This window comes from Stenotrophomonas sp. YJH_SMC_6 (assembly GCF_059371335.1).
This window is the reverse complement of sequence record NZ_JCAFUM010000001.1, coordinates 198131-216662: the sequence shown is the minus strand read 5'-3', so window position 1 is coordinate 216662 and position 18532 is coordinate 198131. Positions and strand designations below refer to the sequence as shown.

Below are 18532 nucleotides of genomic sequence, written 5' to 3'. Positions count from 1 at the left end.
CGGAGGTCAGGGCCGCGCTGCGCGGCCATGGTAGCGCGGCTCAGGGGTTGGCCAGCAGGCGCTGGATCTCGCTTTCGGTACGTGCGTAGTCGCCCTCGCCGTAATGGCGGTAGACCACCCGCCCCTGACGGTCGAGCAGGTACAGCGCGGGCCAGAAGCGGTTGCGCCAGGCGTTCCAGATCCGGTACTGGTTGTCCTGCACCACCGGCCAGGTGATGTCCAACCGTGCGATGGCCTTGCGCACGTTGCCGGGCAACCCTTCATAGGCGAACTCCGGCGTATGCACGCCGATCACCCTCAGGCCCTGCGACGCGTAGCGTGCATGCCACTGGTGGACATGCGGCGCCACGTTGAGGCAGTTGCGGCAGGTGTAGGTCCAGAACTCGACCAGCACCACCTGCCCCCGCAACTGCTTCAGTGTGAGCGGTGGGCTGTTGTGCCAGGGCCCGCCACCGTCGAACCCCGCCATCGGTTCTGCATCGAGCGGTTGCGCGCCGGCATCCGCGCCGGGCCATGCCAGCAACAACGCCGCTCCGCCCAGCAGGGCCAGCAACAGCGGCAATGCGTACCCTCGCAGTGCGGCCATCGCTCAGCCCCCCTGCTCGGCCAGCGGCAGTTCCGCCGGCTTCACCCCCGCCGCTTCCAGGATGCTGTCGGCCACCTGCGCCGGATGCGAAAGCAGCGACACATGGCTGCTGCCGATCGATTGCAGCTGCGCGCCAATGCGCTTTGCGGTGGCGGCCTGCAGCTGCGGCGACAGCATGCGATCGTCACGGCTGAGCACGTACCAGCTCGGCTTGCTGCGCCACGCCGCAATGTTCACTACTTCGCCCAGCGCGCTGGCCTTCAACGGGACCTGCGTGCTGTACAGCAGTGCGGCCGATTTTTTCATCACGTCCGGCGCGAAGTCCTGGGCGATGGCATCAGCCGGCAAGGTCAGGTAGCCGTCCCTTTCCTGCAGTCGGGCCAGACCCGGACCGACCGGGAAACCTTCGCCCTGTTGCGCCGAAGATTGCCCTGCATCCGGTGCGAACGCCGCCACGTACACCAGCGCCTGCACCTTCGGGTCATTGCCCGCTTCGGTGATGACCGTGCCACCCCAGCTGTGGCCGACCAGCACCACCTTGCCAGGCGCAGCGGCAATCGCACGACGGGTGGCGGCGACGTCGTCGGCCAACGAGGTGAGCGGATTCTGTACGGCCACCGCCGGCAGCTTCCAGTCATGCAGGGTACTGATGACCTTGCTCCAGCTGGAGCCATCGGCGAAGGCGCCGTGCACCAGGATGACGGTGGGCGGTGCAGCGGTATCGACCTGGCTGGCGAAGGCGGGGGCGGCTGCGCCGGCAAGGGCGAGAGCAGCGGCAAGCAACGAGGTACGGATCATGGGTGGCACTCCGGTGTTGGGAGTGGCCATTTCCGCCTGCCGGTGTATCACCGCTGTTTCTCCGCTGCGCGGAGTTGTACCGGACTGTAGGGCGCAGGCGGGTTTCTACAGTGGGATACATTCGCGCGCCGGTCCTGGCTGGGCGCTTTCGGGTGAATATCGCTCCCCGCACGCGGGCGCGCAACGCCCCGATGTGCGTCAACGCATCGTCTTTGTATCTGACTGTACGAAACCCCGGCCGCGACCACAGTCGCTGACAAAACCCCGGGCAACGGCACACGTTGCCGATACCTGCGCCGCCTGGAATGGCCTCCATCGACCACTGGCCCGCAGGACACCACCATGATCAGCACCGCCTCTTCCGTGTATACCCCCCGCTTGGACGCCGTCGGCCGCTGGCTCTCGCCATTGGCGCTGCGCACCCTGCTGGCCTGGGAGTTCTTTGAATCCGGCCGCGAGAAGCTGGGCGGCCAGAACTGGTTCGCCGACCTGGAAGGCCGCTTCCCGTTCCCGTTCTCCGCCCTGCCCGCGTCGCTGAACTGGCAGCTGGCGACCTGGCTGGAACTGGTGGGCGCGGTGATGCTGCTGCTCGGCCTGGCCACGCGCTCGGTGGCCTACGTCTTCTGGGTCCTCACCATCGTTGCCATCGCCACCGTGCACTGGCCCGACCAATGGAACGGCCTGGGTGAGCTCTGGCAGGGCTATGCGATCACCGACCAGGGCTACGGCAACTTCAAGCTGCCGCTGCTGTTCCTGGCCATGCTGCTGCCGCTGATCCTCAACGGCGGTGGCGCGCTCAGCGTGGACCGGCTGTTGGCCGGCTCACAGCATGCCGCTGTCGGCAATGACGGCCTGGGCTGGGGCGTCAGCCTGATCGCCCTGCTGCTGCCGGTTGCCGCGCTGCTGCCCGGCATCGGCTTCGGCGGTGCCCTGCTCGGCGGCGTGCTGCTGCTGGGCTATCTGCTGCGCCGTCGCCACGCCGCCTGAGCTGAATCCCCTGTTCCCGCGCCTTTCGCTTTCCGTCGCCTCCTCGGCGGCGTCCATCCCGCACGCCCCGCGTGCTTTCCCAAGGAGTCATCACCATGTCCATCTCGACCAGGAACACCCCCTCCTCCCGCCTGCCGCGCATCGGTGCCATCGGCATTGCCCTGGCCGGTGGCCTGCTGCTGGCCGGCCAGGCCGCCGCGATCCAACCGCTGGCGATCAGCGCGGTGGCCATGAGCGCCACCGCCGAAGGCAAGTGCGGTGAAGGCAAGTGCGGGGCCAACAAGGCCACCACCGGCAAGCCCGCCGGCAAGGCCAAGGTGGCCGAGGGCCAGTGTGGCGAAGGCAAGTGCGGCGACGCCTCGTTTGCCCGCACTGACCGCGACCACGACGGCAAGGTCTCGCGTGCCGAGTTCAACGCTGTGGCCGCCAAGCGCGCCGCCGAGTTCGACCGCATCGACACCGACCACGACGGTTACATCAGCGAGCAGGAAGCGCACGACTACCTGCGCAGCGTCTACACCGCCAACGGCAAGCCGATGCCGAAGGGCCTGTTCTCCCGCGTTGCCGATTGATCGACGTTCACCCGGCGCCGCCTTCAAGGCGGCGCCCTCTCCCTGGAGCATCCACCATGTCCCTGCCCCTGCCCGCCCATGCCGCCGGTCTTGGCCTGCGCCGTGGGCTGATCGACGAACTGCTGGCAATGCCGGCCGGTGCCATCGACTTCCTCGAAGTCTCCCCTGACAACTGGATCGGCGTCGGCGGTGCACACGGCGCCGCGCTGCGCCAGCTCAGCGAGCGCCATCCCCTGACCTGCCACGGCCTGTCGCTGTCGCTGGGAGGTCCTGATCCGCTGGACCGCACCCTGCTGGCACAGACCCGTGCCTTCCTCGACCTGCACCAGGTGCAGCTGTACAGCGAACACCTGAGCTACTGCGCCGCCGGCGGCCATGTCTACGACCTGCTGCCGCTGCCGTTCACCGCCGAGGCCGTTCACCATGTCGCCGGTCGCATCGCCCAGGTGCAGGACATGCTGGGCCGACGCATCGCCGTGGAGAACATCTCCTACTACGCCGTTGCCGGCGCGGACATGAGCGAGATCGACTTCATCAACGCCGTGCTCGCCGAAGCCGACTGCGACCTGCTTCTGGACGTCAACAACGTTTTCGTCAACGCCTGCAACAACGGCTACGACGCCTTCGAATTCCTGGCCCGCGTGCCGGCCCACCGCGTCGCCTCGCTGCACGTAGCGGGCCACTTCGATGAAGACGATGGCTTCAAGATCGATACCCATGGTGCGCCGGTGAAAGGCGTGGTCTGGGCACTGTTGCGCGAGGCCTATGCGCGGGTGGGCGTGCGCCCCACGCTGCTCGAACGCGACTTCAACTTCCCCCCGCTTGCCGAATTGCTGGCCGAGGTCGGGCAGATCCGCCAGGCGCAGGCCGAGGCACGTTGGCCCGAGGTGGCCCATGGCTGAGTCGCTGGCTACCCTGCAACGGCGCTGGGCCGATCATGTGCGCGCCCCTGCAAAGACCGCACCCGATGGCATCGAGGCGCGGCGGATGGCGGTCTACTGCCGCCTGTGCATCGACAGCTTGGACAGCCTGTTGGCGGGCAGCCTGCCGCGGCTGAAGTCGCAGCTGGGCGATGCCTGCTGGCGCAACACCGTCGAGCACTACTACGCGAGGCACGCCTGCCGCACGCCGTTGTTCCCACGGATCGCGGGCGAGTTCGCGGCCTGGCTGGCGGTGCAGGACACGCTGGCGCTGCCGGGCTGGGCAGCGGAACTGGCGCACTACGAGAGCACGCAGCAGTCGCTGCACATTGAAGCGCGTGACGGCGGGCGGCCGCTGCAGCGCGCTCCCGCAGGCAATGATGTGCTGGCGGTTTCGCCATTGGTGCGGGTGCTTGGCTACCAGTGGCCAGTACATGAGGACGGGGCGCTGGAGCCGGTGTTGAGCACGGCTCCCACGCTGCTGGTGATCCAGCGCCTCGCCGATTTCAGCCTGCAGACCGAGGAACTGTCACCGCTGGCCTACGCGCTGCTGTCGGTGTTCGGTGACGACAGCGCGTCGGTGGATGAAGCACTGCAGCTGCTGTCCGAAACACATGGCGTGGCAGCGGACGCATTGCGCATGGCCTGCGTGCCTGTTCTGGGCGAGCTGTGCGCGGCGGGCGTGCTGGTTGCATTGCCTGCTTTCTGAGGTTGCCGGCCAGCGGCCGGCACTACCGTCCCCCTACTTCGAGGTCTCATCATGGCTCCTTCCAACACGTCCTTCCTGCATGGCTGGCGCCTGTTCGTGGCCGTAGCGGTGGTCCTGATCGCCTTCGCGCTGGCGGCCTTCGCCCCGTATCCCGATGCAGCCGAAGGCAGCCGAGCCGCGATCCGGGTCACTGCCCGCACATCGTTCCTGCTGTTCCTGGCAGCGTTCACGGCATCGTCGTTCGCCAGCCTTCTGCCCGGCCCGTTCACCCGCTTCCTGCTGCGCGAACGGCGCATCATCGGCCTGTCCTTCGCGTTCTCGCACCTGTTGCATGCAGTCGCGATCACCAGTTTCGGCGTCCTCAACCCGGCGTTCTGGCCAGCACGATCCGCGCTGGCCAACCTCCCGGGCACGGTGGGCTACATTGCCATCCTGGCGCTGGCCATCACCTCGCACCGGGGGCTCGCCAGGCGCATGGGACCGACCGCCTGGCGTCGCCTGCACGTCACCGGCATGTGGATCATCGCGGCGGTGTTTACCTACTCGTACTTCAAGCGCGTTCCGGGCAACTTCTGGTATGCGGTGCCGTCGGCGCTGCTGTTCACCGCCTTCGTGGTGCGCTGGATTGCCAAGCGGGCGCAGGCGCTGCGCCGAAGTGCGCATGTGCGGCCGCCGCTGCGGGCGGCCTGACGGGCCGGGGTCAGATGCCTTTGCCGCAGGGAAAGGGATCTGACCCCCTAAGGTCAAGGCGCGCGGCGCAGCGTGATCAGGGTGATCTCCGACGGCACACCGATGCGCGCCGGGAAACCTGCCCAGAGGCCCGCACCGTTGCTCACGTACAGTGTCATCCCGTCCACGTCGTAGCGGCCGGAGACATAGCCGCCGTTGGCTCGTTTCACCAGCTGGTCCATACCAAAGATCTGCCCGCCGTGGGTATGCCCGGACAATTGCAGCTTCACACCGCGCGCGGCAGCTTCACGCGCATTGCGCGGGCGGTGATCGAGCAGGATCACCGGTGCAGAGGGATCGGCGCCGGCCAGCGCGGTTTCCAGATCCGGCAGCGGCAGGCCATAGCGTGCCGCCACCGGATCGGTGACGCCGGCGATGGTCAGCGCCGCGTCATCACGGCGTACCTGCAGATGGCTGTTCTCCAGCACCTGCATGTGCAGCGCGCGGAACGCCTGCATCCACGCCTGGTACTGCGCGTAGTACTCGTGGTTGCCGGTGATGGCGACGACGCCGTCCGGCGCCCGCAGGTCCGCGAGCGGGCGCGCGTCGTCACGGCGGGCCTCGACACTGCCGTCGATCAGATCGCCAGTGATCACGATCAGGTCCGGTGTCAGTGCGTTGCTCTTGTCCACAACCCTGCGCACCCAGTCGCCAGTCAGCAAGCGGCTGGCGTGGATGTCGGTCAGCTGCAGCACGCGATAGCCGTCGAACGCAGCAGGCAGATCCTTGATCGCCACGTCGATCTGCCGAGGCTGGGGCACGGCCATGCCCTGGCTGATGCCATAGCCACTCACAAGCAGCGCCAGCAGGCCGGCCAACGGCCGCAGCTTCGAGGCGCGCAGGGCCGATACGATGCGCGGCCAACGCAGCAGGCGCGAAAGCAGCAGGCCGGCATCCAGTACCAGCATCATCAAGGCCAGCAGCAGTACCGCCGTGGAGCCGGTGGCCAGAACGGCGATGGCCAGCTTCGGGATCTCCGGCGAGGCCATCGTGCCCCAGAAGGTGGCGACGATGCGCAGCTGCACGGCCACGCCCACCAGCAGCAACGACAGCACGACCTTCATCCAGATGGGCATGCGCAGTGGCCAGAACAGGCGCCAGGCCACATACAGGCCCATCAACAAACCGATCGTACTCAGCACTGCAACCATCCATGACAGAAAGCGGGCCCGCCATGGTGACGGCTGCGGGTCGTGTTGTGTAGAGCCGGGCCCATGCTCGGCTGCTCAGGAAGCCGTCGAGCATGGCTCGACGCTACAGAACCCCGATCGCGCATGGCTCGACGCTACGGATGCCCCAGGCGCTCCACCCGCAGGCGGGCGATGCGACGCTTCTCCATCGCCAGTACGGTGATGCGAACATCCGCAATCTCCACCGCGTCACCGATGTCCGGCAGGCGCCCCAGACGCTCCAGCACCAGGCCGGAGATGGTCATGTAGTCGGCACTGCGCGGCAGCGATACGCCGGCCAGCCGCTGCAGGTCGTCCAGAGTCAGCGCACCATCGGCCTCCCACTGGTCCTCGCCCTGCGCGACCACGCCATAGCGCGCGTCCTGGGTATCGGCCAGGTCACCGGCAATGGCCGCCAGCAGGTCGTTGGCGGTCACCAGGCCTTCCACGCTGCCGTACTCGTCCACCGCCACCGCCAACGGCACCGGGTGCTGGCGGATCAGTTCCAGCGCCTGCAGCGCGCTGGCACTGGACAGCACGTACTGCGGCTCGCGCAGGTTGCCTTCCAGCTGCAGCGGCCTGCCCTGCAGCAGGTCGGCCAGCATGTCGCGGCTCTGCACCACGCCACGCAGGCTGTCCAGGTCGCCATCACCCACCAGCAGGCGGGTGTGCGGCGACGCCACCAGGCGTGCCACCACATCCTCCTGCCCACGGGCCAGGTCGATCCACTGCACGTCGGCACGCACCGTCATCACGCTCGACACCGGGCGATCGGCCAGCCCCAGCACGCTGCGGATCATCTCGTGCTCCGCCGGCTGCAGGCGCTCTTCGGCATCGACGTGTTCGTCCGCGCTTTCGTCGTCGTGGCCATTGGCCGGGCGCGCGCCCAGCATGCGCAGCACGGCGTCGGCGGTGCGCTGGCGGAACGGCTGGCGGCGCTCGTTGCGCTCACGGTTGAAACGCACCCACTGGTTGAACGCCTCGACCAGGATCGAGAAGGCAATCGCCGCGTACAGGTACCCCTTCGGAATCTTGTAGCCCAGGCCCTCGGCCACCAGGCTGAAACCGATCATCAGCAGGAAGCCCAGGCACAGCACCACCACCGTAGGATGCTTGTTGACGAAGCGCGTCAGCGGCCTGCTGGCCAACAGCATCAGCGCCATCGCGATGGTCACGGCGGCATACATCACGCCCAGGTTGTCGACCATGCCCACCGCGGTGATCACCGAGTCCAGCGAGAACACCGCGTCGAGCACCACGATCTGTGCCACCACCATTGCGAAGCTGGCGTAGACCTTCTTGCCATCCTCGTGGTGTTCGCGGCCTTCCAGCCGTTCGTGCAGCTCCATGGTGCCCTTGAACAGCAGGAACAGGCCACCGCCCAACAGGATCAGGTCACGCCCGGAGAAGCTGTGGTCGAACAGCGTCAGCAGCGGCTCGGTCAGTTTCATGATCCACGCCAACGCCGCCAGCAGCACCAGCCGCATCAGCAAGGCCAGCGCCAGGCCGATTACCCGCGCGCGGTCACGCTGGTGCGGCGGTAGCTTGTCGGCAAGGATCGCGATGAACACCAGGTTGTCGATGCCGAGAACGATCTCCAGCACGACCAGGGTTGCAAGGCCCATCCAGATCGAGGGGTCAGCCAACCATTCCATTTCAGGTCCGTTTCGTCAGTAGGTAAGGGAAAAGAGCGACCGCTCAGTCAGCGTCCTGTGCCTGCGCCGGGTCGTGCCCGAGCAGGTCGCCGGGCGTGCACTGCAGCTCGCGGCAGATCGCATCAAGGGTGGAAAAGCGGATGGCGCGCGCCTTGCCGGTCTTCAGGATCGACAGATTGGCCAGGGTGATGTCGATGCGCCCGGCCAGCTCGGACAGGGTCATGCCGCGTTCCTGCAGCATGCGGTCCAGGGTGATGACGATCGCCATCAGATGACACCGTCGAGGTCGTCGCGCATCGCTGCGCCCACGGCGAAGACGCGCGCCAGCACGAACAGCATCAGCACGGCCACCAGGCCAGTGATCGACATGCCACCGCCGACCTCCATCCAGGTGAAATCCGGGCCCATCCAGGCCGAATAGGCACCGATCAGGATCGACAGCAGTTCCATTGCCAGCATCAGCCAGGCCATGCGCTGCAGGCGCCGTGCATTGGCGTGGGTGAACGGCCGCTCGCGCGCCGCCGACTTCAGCAGCCTCAGCAGATGGCGCAGGAACAGCAGGCACAGCACCAGCAGCGCGATGATCGCGCCCAGGCCCAGGCAGAAGTGCAGGAACAGATCATTGCCGTGCGCGGCAGCGGCCTCGGCGTCATGCACGCTGTCGAGCAGCCAGCGGCGGTCGTGGGCGACCAGCGGCACCGCCAGCAGTGCGGCCAGGATGCCCAGCCAGCACATCGCCCGGACGGCCTGTACGGCGGCCTGGGCCAGGGCAAACAGGCCTCGCGCGGGTCTGGCGCGGGCGGGACGAGCGGTCAAGCGGCCTCCGGTGTTGGGGTGGACGCGCCGCCCCCGGGATGGATTTATCGATAAACGATATATCACACGCTGCGTGAAAGGCTGAACCGCAGGCGTGGCTCCTGTCAGGGCCCGGGCGCGCCCCGCTCCAGCATTGCCTCACCCGGCGTCGCAGAGGCCGTCGCCTGCACGCCGGCATCGGCGGCCTGCCGCGTGACCAGGCGGAAGCGCACCTGCAGCTTGCCCTGCCCCGGGGTGGCCCAGCCGTACTGGATGGCCACCTGATCGGCCGACAGCGGCCCACGTCCCGGCAGCGAGCGCACCTGCAACGGCATCGGCGCGGCCTGCACCAACCGGGCGAATCCCTTCTGCACGACCGCCGCGTCGGCCTTCTCGGCGTAGACCGTGCACGTGCCATCGTCAGCCCAGCTCACCGCATAACGGCCACTGGCCAGGGGCACCATCCAGGCCACACCCGATTGCCCCTGCAGCAACGTTGCAGCTTCGGCAGGCTGCAGCGGTGACAGCCCGTTGGATTCCATCAGCGACTGCAACCGCGCCGGGGCCCCGATGTGCTGCATGCAGGCGGTATCGAACAACTCGCTGAAGGGATCCTGCGCCGGAGCCTTGGCTTTGGGCGTGCGCGCGGGTTGCGCCGCCGCCAGGGTGGGCAGCAGGGCCAAAGCCAGCCAGAACGCAGGACGCATCGGGATTCCACGCTACGGAAAACAGCAGGGAGGATGGCAAAGCCCGGGCGTGCCGCGCAATGGGTCATGGCTTGACAGCCGCCACCGGCGGGAGGAGTATCAGTTAATGAATTAGTTAATTAGCTCGCCATGGACCGCATCTTCGAAGCCCTTGCCTCCACCGCCCGCCGGCAGATCCTGGCCTATCTCAGCGCCGGCGAACTCAGCGCGGGCGAGCTGGCCGAGCGCTTCGACTTCAGCAAGCCGGCGTTGTCCAGCCACCTGCGCATCCTCGAGGAAGCCGGACTGATCGAACGCGAAAAACGCGGCCAGTTCGTGTACTTCAGGCAGGTACCCGACCGTTTGGCCAACACGTTGTTCTCGTGGGCGGCCGAAGTCTGCCCGGTAGGCGGCCCGCTCAAGCGTGAAGCCCGCGCCCGTCGCAAGGCCCCCGCCCGCTGATCCGCCCCGCCAAGGAGCATGACGATGCCTGGTTCGACCCGCGATCGCCGTTCGTTTCCAGCAGTGCAGCTTCCGGCACAGGACGGCGGCAGTCCGACCGAAGTCACCCTGATCGCGCAGCTCGGCATCGGTGCCGGTGACGCGCTGGTGAGTGACGCCGGCCAGCGTCAGCGCCACCACCCGGCGTTCATCGATGCGTTGGATGAACCTTCGGCGCGACTGGGTGGCATGCACCTGCAGCACGGGGATGCCTCCTCGCTGTACAGCTTCACCGTCGGTGCCGGTGGCCACCCGTTTCATCGCCATGCAGGCCCGCGCATGTTCACCGCCATCGCCGGCAGCGCGGGATCCGAGCTGCGTTTCGCCACCGCCTCCGACACGCAGCTGGCGGCAGATCCCGGTGCCTTCGCGCGCACGCTTCGGCGCATCCGCATCCCACCGGACTGCCTGTTTACCGTGCGCTTCGGCGGCGGCACCTGGCACCAGTTCGCGTCGAACCATCCTGCACATCCCGCGCTGTTCGCGTTGTCCTGCCACAGCAATGAACTGGCCGGCGCGATGAGCGAGCATGCGCGTGCACAGGTGCAACGCAATGCCGCCGATATCCCCAGCCTGACCGAGGTGCTTCCGGAATCGCACTGGCCTTCGGGCACTTCGCTTGCGGCGGCACCGCTGTTACAACTTTCGCTGCAGGCGGCGCCTCCCAGCCTGTGCGCACACCTGTGCGCGCGTACCCGTGCCCTGCTCGGCCCGCTGCGCCGCATCCCCATGCGGCCGCTGCGCGGGTTCGTCGAACGTGCCACACCGGCCTATCCCATCCGTTCGCGGCCCGCCGCCACCGAAGGCCTGCTGCCCACAGTGCTGCCGCACAGCCACTACCAGGACCTGACCACCCTGTGCCTGGAACCCTCGCAGGTGGTCCACCGTTCCGCGTCGGCACTGCTGGCCGATGTACTGGACGGCTTCCTGCGCAATCCGCCCAGCGGCGTAGGCCATCTGATGGCGCTGCGAAACCGACTGGTGGCGCCGTTGCGGTTGCGTACGTCGCCGCTGGGATGCCCGGTGTCGTCACTGCTGTCCACCGATCGCAGCCGGTTGTTCGCTGGTCGATTTCCGGTGCTGGATTCGCACATCGATACGCAGGACAGCGACGCCGAAGTCCTGCTCGGCGCCGACGATCGGCACCTGCGTTTCCGCAGCAGCGTGCGCGTGCAGCGGCGTAGCGATGGACATGTCGAGATCAGCCTGGGCTCTCGCGTGCAGACCCTCAATGCGTTCGGCAGCATGTACATGGCACTGATCGACGCCGGGCACCGGCACTATGTCGCGCCGGCACTGCTGCGGCGTGCGGTGGAACACGCCTTGGCACCGGAGCTGGCCAATGTTGGGGATCCGGCAGCACATCCTGCGCACTGCTGACCCTGGAACGCGATGCGCCGGGCGCTGCACGGTTACGCTCAGATCACGATTTCGCCCTCGTCCTCGCCATCCCAGTAGTGGATGCGGCTGGCGCGCACGTGAATCAGCACCAGTCCCGGTGTATCCACGCCCTGTTCGAACCATCGCTCCAGGTCCTTCACCCAGTGCTGGCTCATCGTGGCCCGGTCGCGCACCAGCGCTGCCCTTCCCTGCACGTGCACGAACAACGGTGGCTTGCCCAGCAGCGACTTGCTGCCGGAAAAACCCAACGCGACGGCGGGGTCAGCTTCAATCTCGCGCACCATGTCGGTGTCTTCGGTGGTGAAGAACCAGCTGTCACCGTCATAGTCCACGTCGCCGTTGTTGCTCATCGGACGACCGGCAATCTCTCCGCCGGCGTGGGTCTGCAGCATCGTGAAATCGATGCCGGCCATTTTCCTGGACAGTTCAGGCAGGGTGAGCTGGGTCATGTCGTCGTCCCTCGTCGGATGGAATCCCAGCGTCTGCGCAGAGCGGTGACCGAAGCGTGGATGGGCAGTTGCGACCTCTTCACAGAAAACGCGATAGGGCGCATGGCACGTGTGTGACGCATTCCTCACCACCACACCCGCGTTAACAGCGGATGGAGGAACGGTCCTCCACGCCGCGACACGCCTCTAACAGGGCATTGCCCGAGAATCGCGCAACCTCGCGATGCATCCGGCATGGCCGCCGGCATCACCGGGGCTCCCCTCCGCAACCGCATGGCCCCCACATGGACCTGTTCGCCTGGCTCGCGTTCGGCTGCTACCTGTTGACGTTCTTCATTGTCTCGCTGTTTGCTGCGGCCTACCTGAAACGCTCGGACTTCATGCCCTACCACGGCCAGGCCGTGGGCCTGCCATGGAAGGAGGTCGAACCGCGCATGCAGTTGCTGCTGATTGCACTCATCCGCGTGGTCGGCGCCGGTTGGATCGCACTGGCCGGCGCCGGCGTGATGCTGGCCGGGCTGATCTTCTTCGGCGGACACTTCGCGCTGCCGCAACTGCTGGCCTTCCAGTTGTTCTGCCTGGTCGCCACCGTACCGCCGGTACTGGTCGCTTCCGGCGTGCGGCGACGCACCGGTGCGCGTACACCGGTGCCCGCCGGCGCCGCGGTGGTGCTGCTGTCGGTCATCGGATTCGTGCTGGCCCTGTTGGCACTGTCCTGATGCGTGCTCCCTCCTCTCCCTCCATCGAGGCTCCCATGAATCCCGAATCGATCTTCTACAGCGTGGTCAACGGTGATCTGCCGCCCTCCCAGGCGGGCACCCTGCTCGGCTGGCGATTCGTCGACTACGACGACGCACTGCGCCGCATCCATGTCGAGTTCGACGCCGGGCCGATGCTGACCAACCCGATGGGCAACGTGCAGGGAGGCTTCCTGTCGGCGATGCTGGATGACTGCATGGGGCCGGCGATCTACGCCACACTGCCCGCCAACCGCATCGCGGTCACGGTGGAATCCAAGACCAGTTTCGTCAGTCCGGCACGACCAGGGCGCATCATCGGTTGGGGCGAAGTCGAGCACAGCAAGGGGAGCATCGCCTTCACGCGTGGCTGGCTGACTGACCCGGCAGGCAACGTACTGGCCACCGCCACCGCCACCTTCCGGGTGGGTGCGCTGCGCTGGCGTGGATTATCGGTACCACGTCCGATCGCGCGCCGGATGATCGCGCGGACGCTGCGGCGGGTGCATGCACGCATCGGCTGACGCATGCCCTCAACGCGTGATGCGACCGCCACCCGCCACCCGTACCCGATCACGCCCCTGCGCCTTGGCCCGGTACATGGCCGCATCGGCGGCTCGTAGCAGGGTGCGCCAGCCCAGCGCGTCGGTGCCGCCCTCGGCCACGCCGAAACTGGCGGTCACCCGCAGCACGGTGCCGCCGGCCAGCGCGATGTCCATCTGCTGCAGGGCCAATCGCAATGACTCGGCCAGCTGGCGGCCACCGGCCAGATCACCGTCGGCCAGCAGCACCAGGAATTCCTCGCCGCCATAACGGGCGATGCTGTCGCTGCGGCGCAGCTGATGCCGCAACAACTGCGCCACCCGCACCAGCACTTCGTCGCCGGCATCATGGCCATGGCCATCGTTGATCGCCTTGAAGCGATCCACGTCCAGCAGGATCACCACGGCGCTTGCATCGCCCCCGGCGTGTCTCTGCTGCACCACCTCATCCAGCGCGCGCCGGTTCAACAATCCGGTCAGCTCGTCGGTGCCAGCGAGCTGGCGCAGCTCGCTGGTCAGTGCCGAGCGCTCGCGCGATTTCTCACGCAGTACTTCGATGGCGTCGAACAAGCGCTGCATCTCGGCCAGCGGGTGGGTGATATGCTGCTCCGGACCGGGTGCATCCGAGGCAAGCTGGATCACCCGCGCCTGCGCCTGCAGCAACGGCTGCAGGATCTGCCGGTGGGCAATGCGCAATGCCACGCCCAGCACCACCAGTGTGCCCAGCGCGGTCGCCACCAGCACGGCTAGGCGCATGGCCTCGCGATTGCGGGTGCGTTCAAAGCGGGCGATGGACACGCTCAGGTAGCCATCACGCAGCGCCTCAAGCGACTGCAGGGTCGGCACGTAGCGCGTGGTGAATTCGGCGGCGGTCCATGGCGGCGGCAGGCCTCGGCGGCCATCTTCGATCAACTGCTCGATCATCGGCAGCGATTCGCCGAAGAACTGCCGACGCGCCATGTCCCAGTGCCATGACAATTCCGGGTCACTGCGGAACACCGACTCGTGGCTGCCCGCCAACCGCCACAGCTCCAACAGGCGACCCTCGGTCTGCAGTGCAGCGCGTACCTGTTCCTCCCGCCATGCCCCTGGCACCGCCACCGGCGCCATCACATTCGAGGCCAGACGGCCACCATGCTCGCGAAGATCGATCAGCACCTGGCCCTGCATCGCCGGAATCGCTGCTTCACGGTCGGCGCTGACCAGCACGTTGATCTGTGCCGAGGTCAGCAGGTGCAGGCGATCGACCACGGCGAACATGCCACTGATCGCACGCTCCACCTCCTCCACGCGGCGTGCGTCATGGGGTTGCGCCACGACCCGGTCGACCGCAGCTCGCGCCGATTGCAGGCGACGTTGCGCGTCGGCCAGCAGCCCATGCTCGTCGACCACTCCCGGATCAGCCTTGAACACGGTGTCCAGCTGCAGCAGGGCAGCATCGATCCGCTTGCGCGCGGCCGCCAGCTGCGCGGCCAGCCGTGCCTGCTCGGCCGCATCGGCCGGGTCGGCCCCCAGCAGGCTGATGGCGGGGCCGCGTTCGGCCGACACCAGGTTGGCCAGGTCGAAGGTCTGCCGCAGCTGGCGCAGGCTGGCCAGGTTGTCCTCGGCGGCCGTGAAGCGCAGCGTGCCCTGCACCAGTGCGATGGCCATCAGCGGCAGCGTACAGACTACGAACAGCCCAGCCAGGATCCAGACCCAGGTCCGCAATCCGATGGGCGACGCCTTGCGGGCCATGCACATTTCCCCTGTAGTGCCGAACACTGTAACGGCCGGCTACACAGGCGCCAAGCCACTCGCGGGCCAACCGTGGCGGTGGGTATACCCTGCCGACCGCGAACGCACCGACAAGGCCGCGCGAACATTCGAACCGGGACAAATACGTCATGCCCAGCCGCGTCAGATCCAGCGCTGGTCGACCAGTTCGCGCTTCACGTAGGCATAGAACACCGGCGCGGCGACCAGGCCCGGCAGGCCGAAGGCCGCCTCCATCACCAGCATGGCCAGCAGCAGCTCCCAGGCACGCGCCTGGATCTCGCCACCGACGATGCGCGCATTGAGGAAGTACTCCAGCTTGTGGATCACGATCAGGTACAACAGCGCGGCCACAGCCACATAGAACGAGACCGACAACGCGACGATGCTGATGATGGTGTTGGAGATGATGTTGCCCACCACCGGCAGCAGGCCGGCGATGAAGGTGATCAGCACCAGCGTCTTGGAAAGGGGCAGGTGCACGCCGAACAACGGCAGCACGCCCAGCAGGAAGATGGCGGTGAAAATAGTGTTGAGCAGGGAGATCTTCACCTGCGCGAACACCACCTGGCGGAACGCGGTGGCCAGGCGGCTGGTGCGCCCGATCAGCTCCTGCGCCAGCGGCCCCATCGTCGGCAGCGGCAGTTCGTCGTACAGCGCAATCATCGCGCCCAGCACCATGCCGATCAGTACGCGTACACCCACCTGCACCACCGAGGTACCGGCCACGCCCAGCTGGCGCTGGTGCTCGGCGGCCCAGTCATTCAGCGCCGCACGCAGCGCCGGCATGTCCTCGGGGATATACGGCTGCAGCAGCGCCGGTACCTGGTGGCGCGACGAATTGAGGATATCCATCAGCCGTGCCAGCAGCGCGTCCGGCCCACCGGTCTCGTTGCGGAAGAACGACGCCACACCGATCCCGGCCAGCACCAGCGCGCTGATGATGATCGCCGACAGCACGATCACCGCGATCGCCCGCGCCCGTCCCGGCGGCAGCTTGCCTTCCACGGTGGACGCCAGCACATGGGTCAGCTGGAACACCAGCAGGCCCGACAGCAGCGTTACCACCAGGCCGAGCTTCAGCGCCAGCCACATGCCCAACAGCATCATCAGCCAGGCCGCGATCCTCGCAACGGGGGGCTTGGGCTGGGCAACGAGGGCGTCTTGCATGGGCGGCGCGTCCGGGCGGGGTGGCCCATGGTAGAGGATTGGCGTGCCGATTCCGCGTGCAGGATGAACGGGCGTTTCGGCCTCGTTCGGCGGCAGCCGTGCCGCACTCACTCGCCGTAGCTGGCTGTGTTCTTGCCCTGCCGCTTGGCGTGGTAGAGCGCGCGGTCGGCCAGTGCCAACCAGTCCTCGACACTACCGCCACGCGGCGTCGCGGCAATGCCGATACTCACGCTGAACTCCACGCCCGGCGTGGCCTGCCGCGCGGCCTCCAGCAGGTGCAGGCGCACCCGCTCGGCCACGTGCATCGCATCGACGGGCGCGCAGTCGCGCAGCAGCACCACGAACTCATCGCCCCCCAGCCGCGCGGGCGTATCACCGGGCCGGGCAAAGGTGCGCAATGTCGCCGCGATATGCCGCAGCACCTCATCACCGGCGCGGTGGCCATGCGAGTCATTGATGCGCTTGAAATCATCCACATCGAGCATCAGCAGGCAGGCAAAGCTGCCCTGCCCTTGTGCCTTGTCCAGCGCCTGCTGCGCACGCAGGATAAGGAAGCCACGGTTGGCCAGCTCGACCAGCGGGTCCATCCGGCTGAGCCGCTGCAGCTGACGGTTCTGCGATTTGACCCGGCGCGCCAGCTGCCAGCTGAGAATGCTGAGGCCGATGCCATACACGAACAGGAACGGGACACTCAGCACGATCGTGCGCTGCGAGGTGACCGGCTGGTAAGGGAAGCCGAGCAGCCACCAGGTGAGTGCGAAGCCCAGCAGCAGGGCCAGCGTGGCGCGCATCGCCAGGCGCACGCCACCGGCGGCGATCTTGTCGGCCACCAGCAGCGCGGCGAACAGTGCGCTGGGCACCGCGCTCAACGCCATGAAGGCGATCCAGCCACCGCCGAAGAAGGAGTCGGCCACCATGCAGCGGAACTGGACGACCGCCGGCTGGCGGGAGCGCTGGGTCAGCAGCAATGCCAGTGCCGGCCACGCCAGCGCGTTGAGCAGCAGCAGGACCCACGCCAGCCCGCCATCCTGGCGTTCAAGCATGATCGAGGCGATGGGGATCGCTCCCAGTCCATTGCCGACGAAACGCATCCAGCCGATGCGACGTGCCGCGCCAATGCCTTCGACCGCGCCTTCCGCCGAATCGGTGAAGAATGGCGTTGCCGCCCCCTTGCGCGATCGCACCTGCTGCTAAGGCCCTTGCCGGGCTGCCTGCGATGAGTCTGACAGCTTTGCGTCAATTCGGGATCAAGGTTGCACGATATCGCGCGGGCCGGCTGCCACGCTCCGCGGCCCCACCCCGTGGTCACCTGCGTCGGGGCGCAGCCGTCGATCCCCGCACCATCAGGCTGAAATCCAGCGTCTGTTGAAGCGGAACATCCACCTGTTCGATGATGGCGAGCAGCAGGTTGACCGCGCGCGCGCCGATTTCCCGCATCGGCTGCCGGATGGTCGTCAATGGCGGCGTGAGGTAGCGGGAAGACGCCAGGTCATCAAAGCCGACGATGGACAGGTCTTCCGGCACGCGGATGCCCAGCTCCCGGCAGGCCGCCAGGGTGCCCAGCGCCATCTGGTCGCTGAAGCAGAAGATCGCGGTTGGTGCGGACGTGCCGTCCAGCAGCGCCATGGCAGCCGCATGGCCGGATTCCACTGAAAAATCCCCGGGCACGATGCTCAGCTGGCGCAGGCGGCCGCGCGCCTTTCCGGCCGCCCGCACCCCTTCCAGGCGCTGCTGGTGCAGGGGATTGTCCGGCGGCCCACCGACCACAGCGATCCGTTCATGGCCCAGTGCGTACAAGTGCTCCATGACGGCACGTGCGGCGGCGGCATTGTCGATGTGAACACTGGGCAGGCCCAGCGCGGGATCGAACTCGCAGCCGTTGACCACCGGCGCGGCAGCCCCCCTCTGCTGGACAATCTCGCGCGCCGTCGGTGGCAGGCGATGGCCAAGCACGATCATGCCGTCGGCCTCGTTGCGCCGGAGCATCTGCGCGTAGCGCTCCTCGCGGTCGGGCTGGTCCTGCGTATCGCCCAGCAGCACCGCATAGCCGACAGCCTGCGCGGCGTCTTCCGCCCCTTGCAGGATTTGCGCGAAGAACGGGTTGGCGATATCCGGCACCGTGACCAGGATCTTGCCGCTGCGCTGGGTCTTGAGCGTGCGGGCGACCGTGTTGGGCACGTAGCCCAACGCCGCGGCGGCCTGCTCGATGCGCGTGCGCGTGGCCGGCAGCACTTTGTCCGGCCGCGAAAGTGCACGCGACACGGTGCCGGCGGAGACGCCGACGTGCTTTGCGATGTCGTAGATGGTGGCCATGGCGTTAGTTCTCCCGCCCGCTGTGCACTGCACAACAGGTCCTGCGTAAGCCCCTGCTAGG

Annotated in this window: 21 protein-coding genes; 9 read left to right on the top strand and 12 right to left on the bottom strand. The window is 67.3% G+C overall.

Annotation, left to right across the window (positions count from 1 at the left end):
- Window positions 1–40: 40 nt before the first annotated feature.
- Entirely contained in the window at window positions 41–586 is a 546-nt protein-coding gene (locus AC5P9N_RS01090) for a redoxin domain-containing protein (RefSeq protein ID WP_049460064.1), read from the bottom strand.
- Window positions 587–589: 3 nt separating this feature from the next.
- Window positions 590–1384, bottom strand: a complete 795-nt coding sequence (locus AC5P9N_RS01085; protein WP_062606698.1) for an alpha/beta fold hydrolase — start codon at window positions 1382–1384, stop codon at window positions 590–592.
- A gap of 342 nt (window positions 1385–1726) precedes the next feature.
- On the opposite strand from AC5P9N_RS01085, the gene AC5P9N_RS01080 reads away from it, so the two are divergent.
- From AC5P9N_RS01080 to AC5P9N_RS01060, 5 genes are all read left to right on the top strand, one after another.
- Entirely contained in the window at window positions 1727–2371 is a 645-nt protein-coding gene (locus AC5P9N_RS01080; RefSeq protein ID WP_062606696.1) for an HvfX family Cu-binding RiPP maturation protein, read from the top strand.
- A 95-nt stretch (window positions 2372–2466) separates the two neighbouring features.
- Window positions 2467–2943 carry an HvfA family oxazolone/thioamide-modified RiPP metallophore gene (locus tag AC5P9N_RS01075; RefSeq protein ID WP_062606695.1) on the top strand — a complete coding sequence of 159 codons (477 nt, stop codon included), beginning with the start codon at window positions 2467–2469 and terminating at the stop codon, window positions 2941–2943.
- 56 nt (window positions 2944–2999) lie between these two features.
- Complete coding sequence (locus AC5P9N_RS01070; RefSeq protein WP_076738858.1) at window positions 3000–3845, top strand: HvfB family MNIO-type RiPP peptide maturase; 846 nt, start codon at window positions 3000–3002, stop codon at window positions 3843–3845.
- Window positions 3838–4572, top strand: coding sequence for an HvfC family RiPP maturation protein (locus AC5P9N_RS01065; RefSeq protein WP_099484995.1), 735 nt, complete (start codon window positions 3838–3840; stop codon window positions 4570–4572). Before AC5P9N_RS01070 ends, AC5P9N_RS01065 begins: the two co-directional genes overlap by 8 nt.
- 51 nt (window positions 4573–4623) lie before the next feature.
- Complete coding sequence (locus tag AC5P9N_RS01060) at window positions 4624–5262, top strand: ferric reductase-like transmembrane domain-containing protein (RefSeq protein ID WP_012479414.1); 639 nt, start codon at window positions 4624–4626, stop codon at window positions 5260–5262.
- 53 nt (window positions 5263–5315) lie between these two features.
- Here AC5P9N_RS01060 and AC5P9N_RS01055 read toward each other — a convergent pair whose 3' ends face one another.
- The 5 genes from AC5P9N_RS01055 to AC5P9N_RS01035 all read right to left on the bottom strand — a co-directional run bounded on the left by AC5P9N_RS01055 (window position 5316) and on the right by AC5P9N_RS01035 (window position 9627).
- Window positions 5316–6452 carry a metallophosphoesterase gene (locus AC5P9N_RS01055; RefSeq protein ID WP_099484994.1) on the bottom strand — a complete coding sequence of 379 codons (1137 nt, stop codon included), beginning with the start codon at window positions 6450–6452 and terminating at the stop codon, window positions 5316–5318.
- Window positions 6453–6586: 134 nt separating this feature from the next.
- Complete coding sequence (locus AC5P9N_RS01050; RefSeq protein WP_099484993.1) at window positions 6587–8125, bottom strand: TerC family protein; 1539 nt, start codon at window positions 8123–8125, stop codon at window positions 6587–6589.
- 43 nt (window positions 8126–8168) lie between these two features.
- Entirely contained in the window at window positions 8169–8393 is a 225-nt protein-coding gene (locus AC5P9N_RS01045; protein ID WP_005408494.1) for a helix-turn-helix domain-containing protein, read from the bottom strand.
- A complete protein-coding gene (locus tag AC5P9N_RS01040; RefSeq protein WP_005412578.1) occupies window positions 8393–8860 on the bottom strand; it encodes a DUF2975 domain-containing protein in 468 nt (155 codons plus the stop codon). Before AC5P9N_RS01040 ends, AC5P9N_RS01045 begins: the two co-directional genes overlap by 1 nt.
- 185 nt (window positions 8861–9045) lie before the next feature.
- Window positions 9046–9627 (bottom strand): NMCC_0638 family (lipo)protein, encoded by a 582-nt coding sequence (locus AC5P9N_RS01035; RefSeq protein ID WP_495223801.1) that lies wholly within the window; start codon window positions 9625–9627, stop codon window positions 9046–9048.
- Window positions 9628–9756: 129 nt separating this feature from the next.
- On the opposite strand from AC5P9N_RS01035, the gene AC5P9N_RS01030 reads away from it, so the two are divergent.
- A complete protein-coding gene (locus AC5P9N_RS01030; RefSeq protein WP_005408491.1) occupies window positions 9757–10068 on the top strand; it encodes an ArsR/SmtB family transcription factor in 312 nt (103 codons plus the stop codon).
- Between the two features lie 24 nt (window positions 10069–10092).
- Window positions 10093–11487 (top strand): DUF2867 domain-containing protein, encoded by a 1395-nt coding sequence (locus tag AC5P9N_RS01025; protein WP_099484992.1) that lies wholly within the window; start codon window positions 10093–10095, stop codon window positions 11485–11487.
- A gap of 38 nt (window positions 11488–11525) precedes the next feature.
- Here AC5P9N_RS01025 and AC5P9N_RS01020 read toward each other — a convergent pair whose 3' ends face one another.
- Complete coding sequence (locus AC5P9N_RS01020) at window positions 11526–11957, bottom strand: pyridoxamine 5'-phosphate oxidase family protein (protein WP_005412573.1); 432 nt, start codon at window positions 11955–11957, stop codon at window positions 11526–11528.
- 284 nt (window positions 11958–12241) lie between these two features.
- On the opposite strand from AC5P9N_RS01020, the gene AC5P9N_RS01015 reads away from it, so the two are divergent.
- A complete protein-coding gene (locus tag AC5P9N_RS01015) occupies window positions 12242–12676 on the top strand; it encodes a hypothetical protein (protein ID WP_099484991.1) in 435 nt (144 codons plus the stop codon).
- Window positions 12677–12711: 35 nt separating this feature from the next.
- Window positions 12712–13218 carry a PaaI family thioesterase gene (locus AC5P9N_RS01010; protein ID WP_024956981.1) on the top strand — a complete coding sequence of 169 codons (507 nt, stop codon included), beginning with the start codon at window positions 12712–12714 and terminating at the stop codon, window positions 13216–13218.
- 9 nt (window positions 13219–13227) lie between these two features.
- Here the strand turns inward: AC5P9N_RS01010 and AC5P9N_RS01005 are convergent, their stop codons facing one another.
- The 4 genes from AC5P9N_RS01005 to AC5P9N_RS00990 all read right to left on the bottom strand — a co-directional run bounded on the left by AC5P9N_RS01005 (window position 13228) and on the right by AC5P9N_RS00990 (window position 18471).
- Complete coding sequence (locus tag AC5P9N_RS01005; RefSeq protein WP_099484990.1) at window positions 13228–14970, bottom strand: GGDEF domain-containing protein; 1743 nt, start codon at window positions 14968–14970, stop codon at window positions 13228–13230.
- Between the two features lie 162 nt (window positions 14971–15132).
- On the bottom strand, window positions 15133–16158 hold the full coding sequence (locus AC5P9N_RS01000; RefSeq protein ID WP_049448666.1) for an AI-2E family transporter: 1026 nt from the start codon (window positions 16156–16158) through the stop codon (window positions 15133–15135).
- A 107-nt stretch (window positions 16159–16265) separates the two neighbouring features.
- A complete protein-coding gene (locus tag AC5P9N_RS00995) occupies window positions 16266–17342 on the bottom strand; it encodes a sensor domain-containing diguanylate cyclase (protein WP_099484989.1) in 1077 nt (358 codons plus the stop codon).
- 121 nt (window positions 17343–17463) lie between these two features.
- Window positions 17464–18471 (bottom strand): LacI family DNA-binding transcriptional regulator, encoded by a 1008-nt coding sequence (locus AC5P9N_RS00990; RefSeq protein WP_043034159.1) that lies wholly within the window; start codon window positions 18469–18471, stop codon window positions 17464–17466.
- Between the last annotated feature and the right edge of the window lie 61 nt (window positions 18472–18532).

Coding starts and splice junctions, on each gene's coding strand:
- AC5P9N_RS01090 (WP_049460064.1), bottom strand. CDS start 586: ATGGCCGCACTGCGAGGGTACGCATTGCCGCTGTTGCTGGCCCTGCTG.
- AC5P9N_RS01085 (WP_062606698.1), bottom strand. CDS start 1,384: ATGATCCGTACCTCGTTGCTTGCCGCTGCTCTCGCCCTTGCCGGCGCA.
- AC5P9N_RS01080 (WP_062606696.1), top strand. CDS start 1,727: ATGATCAGCACCGCCTCTTCCGTGTATACCCCCCGCTTGGACGCCGTC.
- AC5P9N_RS01075 (WP_062606695.1), top strand. CDS start 2,467: ATGTCCATCTCGACCAGGAACACCCCCTCCTCCCGCCTGCCGCGCATC.
- AC5P9N_RS01070 (WP_076738858.1), top strand. CDS start 3,000: ATGTCCCTGCCCCTGCCCGCCCATGCCGCCGGTCTTGGCCTGCGCCGT.
- AC5P9N_RS01065 (WP_099484995.1), top strand. CDS start 3,838: ATGGCTGAGTCGCTGGCTACCCTGCAACGGCGCTGGGCCGATCATGTG.
- AC5P9N_RS01060 (WP_012479414.1), top strand. CDS start 4,624: ATGGCTCCTTCCAACACGTCCTTCCTGCATGGCTGGCGCCTGTTCGTG.
- AC5P9N_RS01055 (WP_099484994.1), bottom strand. CDS start 6,452: ATGGTTGCAGTGCTGAGTACGATCGGTTTGTTGATGGGCCTGTATGTG.
- AC5P9N_RS01050 (WP_099484993.1), bottom strand. CDS start 8,125: ATGGAATGGTTGGCTGACCCCTCGATCTGGATGGGCCTTGCAACCCTG.
- AC5P9N_RS01045 (WP_005408494.1), bottom strand. CDS start 8,393: ATGGCGATCGTCATCACCCTGGACCGCATGCTGCAGGAACGCGGCATG.
- AC5P9N_RS01040 (WP_005412578.1), bottom strand. CDS start 8,860: ATGTGCTGGCTGGGCATCCTGGCCGCACTGCTGGCGGTGCCGCTGGTC.
- AC5P9N_RS01035 (WP_495223801.1), bottom strand. CDS start 9,627: ATGCGTCCTGCGTTCTGGCTGGCTTTGGCCCTGCTGCCCACCCTGGCG.
- AC5P9N_RS01030 (WP_005408491.1), top strand. CDS start 9,757: ATGGACCGCATCTTCGAAGCCCTTGCCTCCACCGCCCGCCGGCAGATC.
- AC5P9N_RS01025 (WP_099484992.1), top strand. CDS start 10,093: ATGCCTGGTTCGACCCGCGATCGCCGTTCGTTTCCAGCAGTGCAGCTT.
- AC5P9N_RS01020 (WP_005412573.1), bottom strand. CDS start 11,957: ATGACCCAGCTCACCCTGCCTGAACTGTCCAGGAAAATGGCCGGCATC.
- AC5P9N_RS01015 (WP_099484991.1), top strand. CDS start 12,242: ATGGACCTGTTCGCCTGGCTCGCGTTCGGCTGCTACCTGTTGACGTTC.
- AC5P9N_RS01010 (WP_024956981.1), top strand. CDS start 12,712: ATGAATCCCGAATCGATCTTCTACAGCGTGGTCAACGGTGATCTGCCG.
- AC5P9N_RS01005 (WP_099484990.1), bottom strand. CDS start 14,970: ATGGCCCGCAAGGCGTCGCCCATCGGATTGCGGACCTGGGTCTGGATC.
- AC5P9N_RS01000 (WP_049448666.1), bottom strand. CDS start 16,158: ATGCAAGACGCCCTCGTTGCCCAGCCCAAGCCCCCCGTTGCGAGGATC.
- AC5P9N_RS00990 (WP_043034159.1), bottom strand. CDS start 18,471: ATGGCCACCATCTACGACATCGCAAAGCACGTCGGCGTCTCCGCCGGC.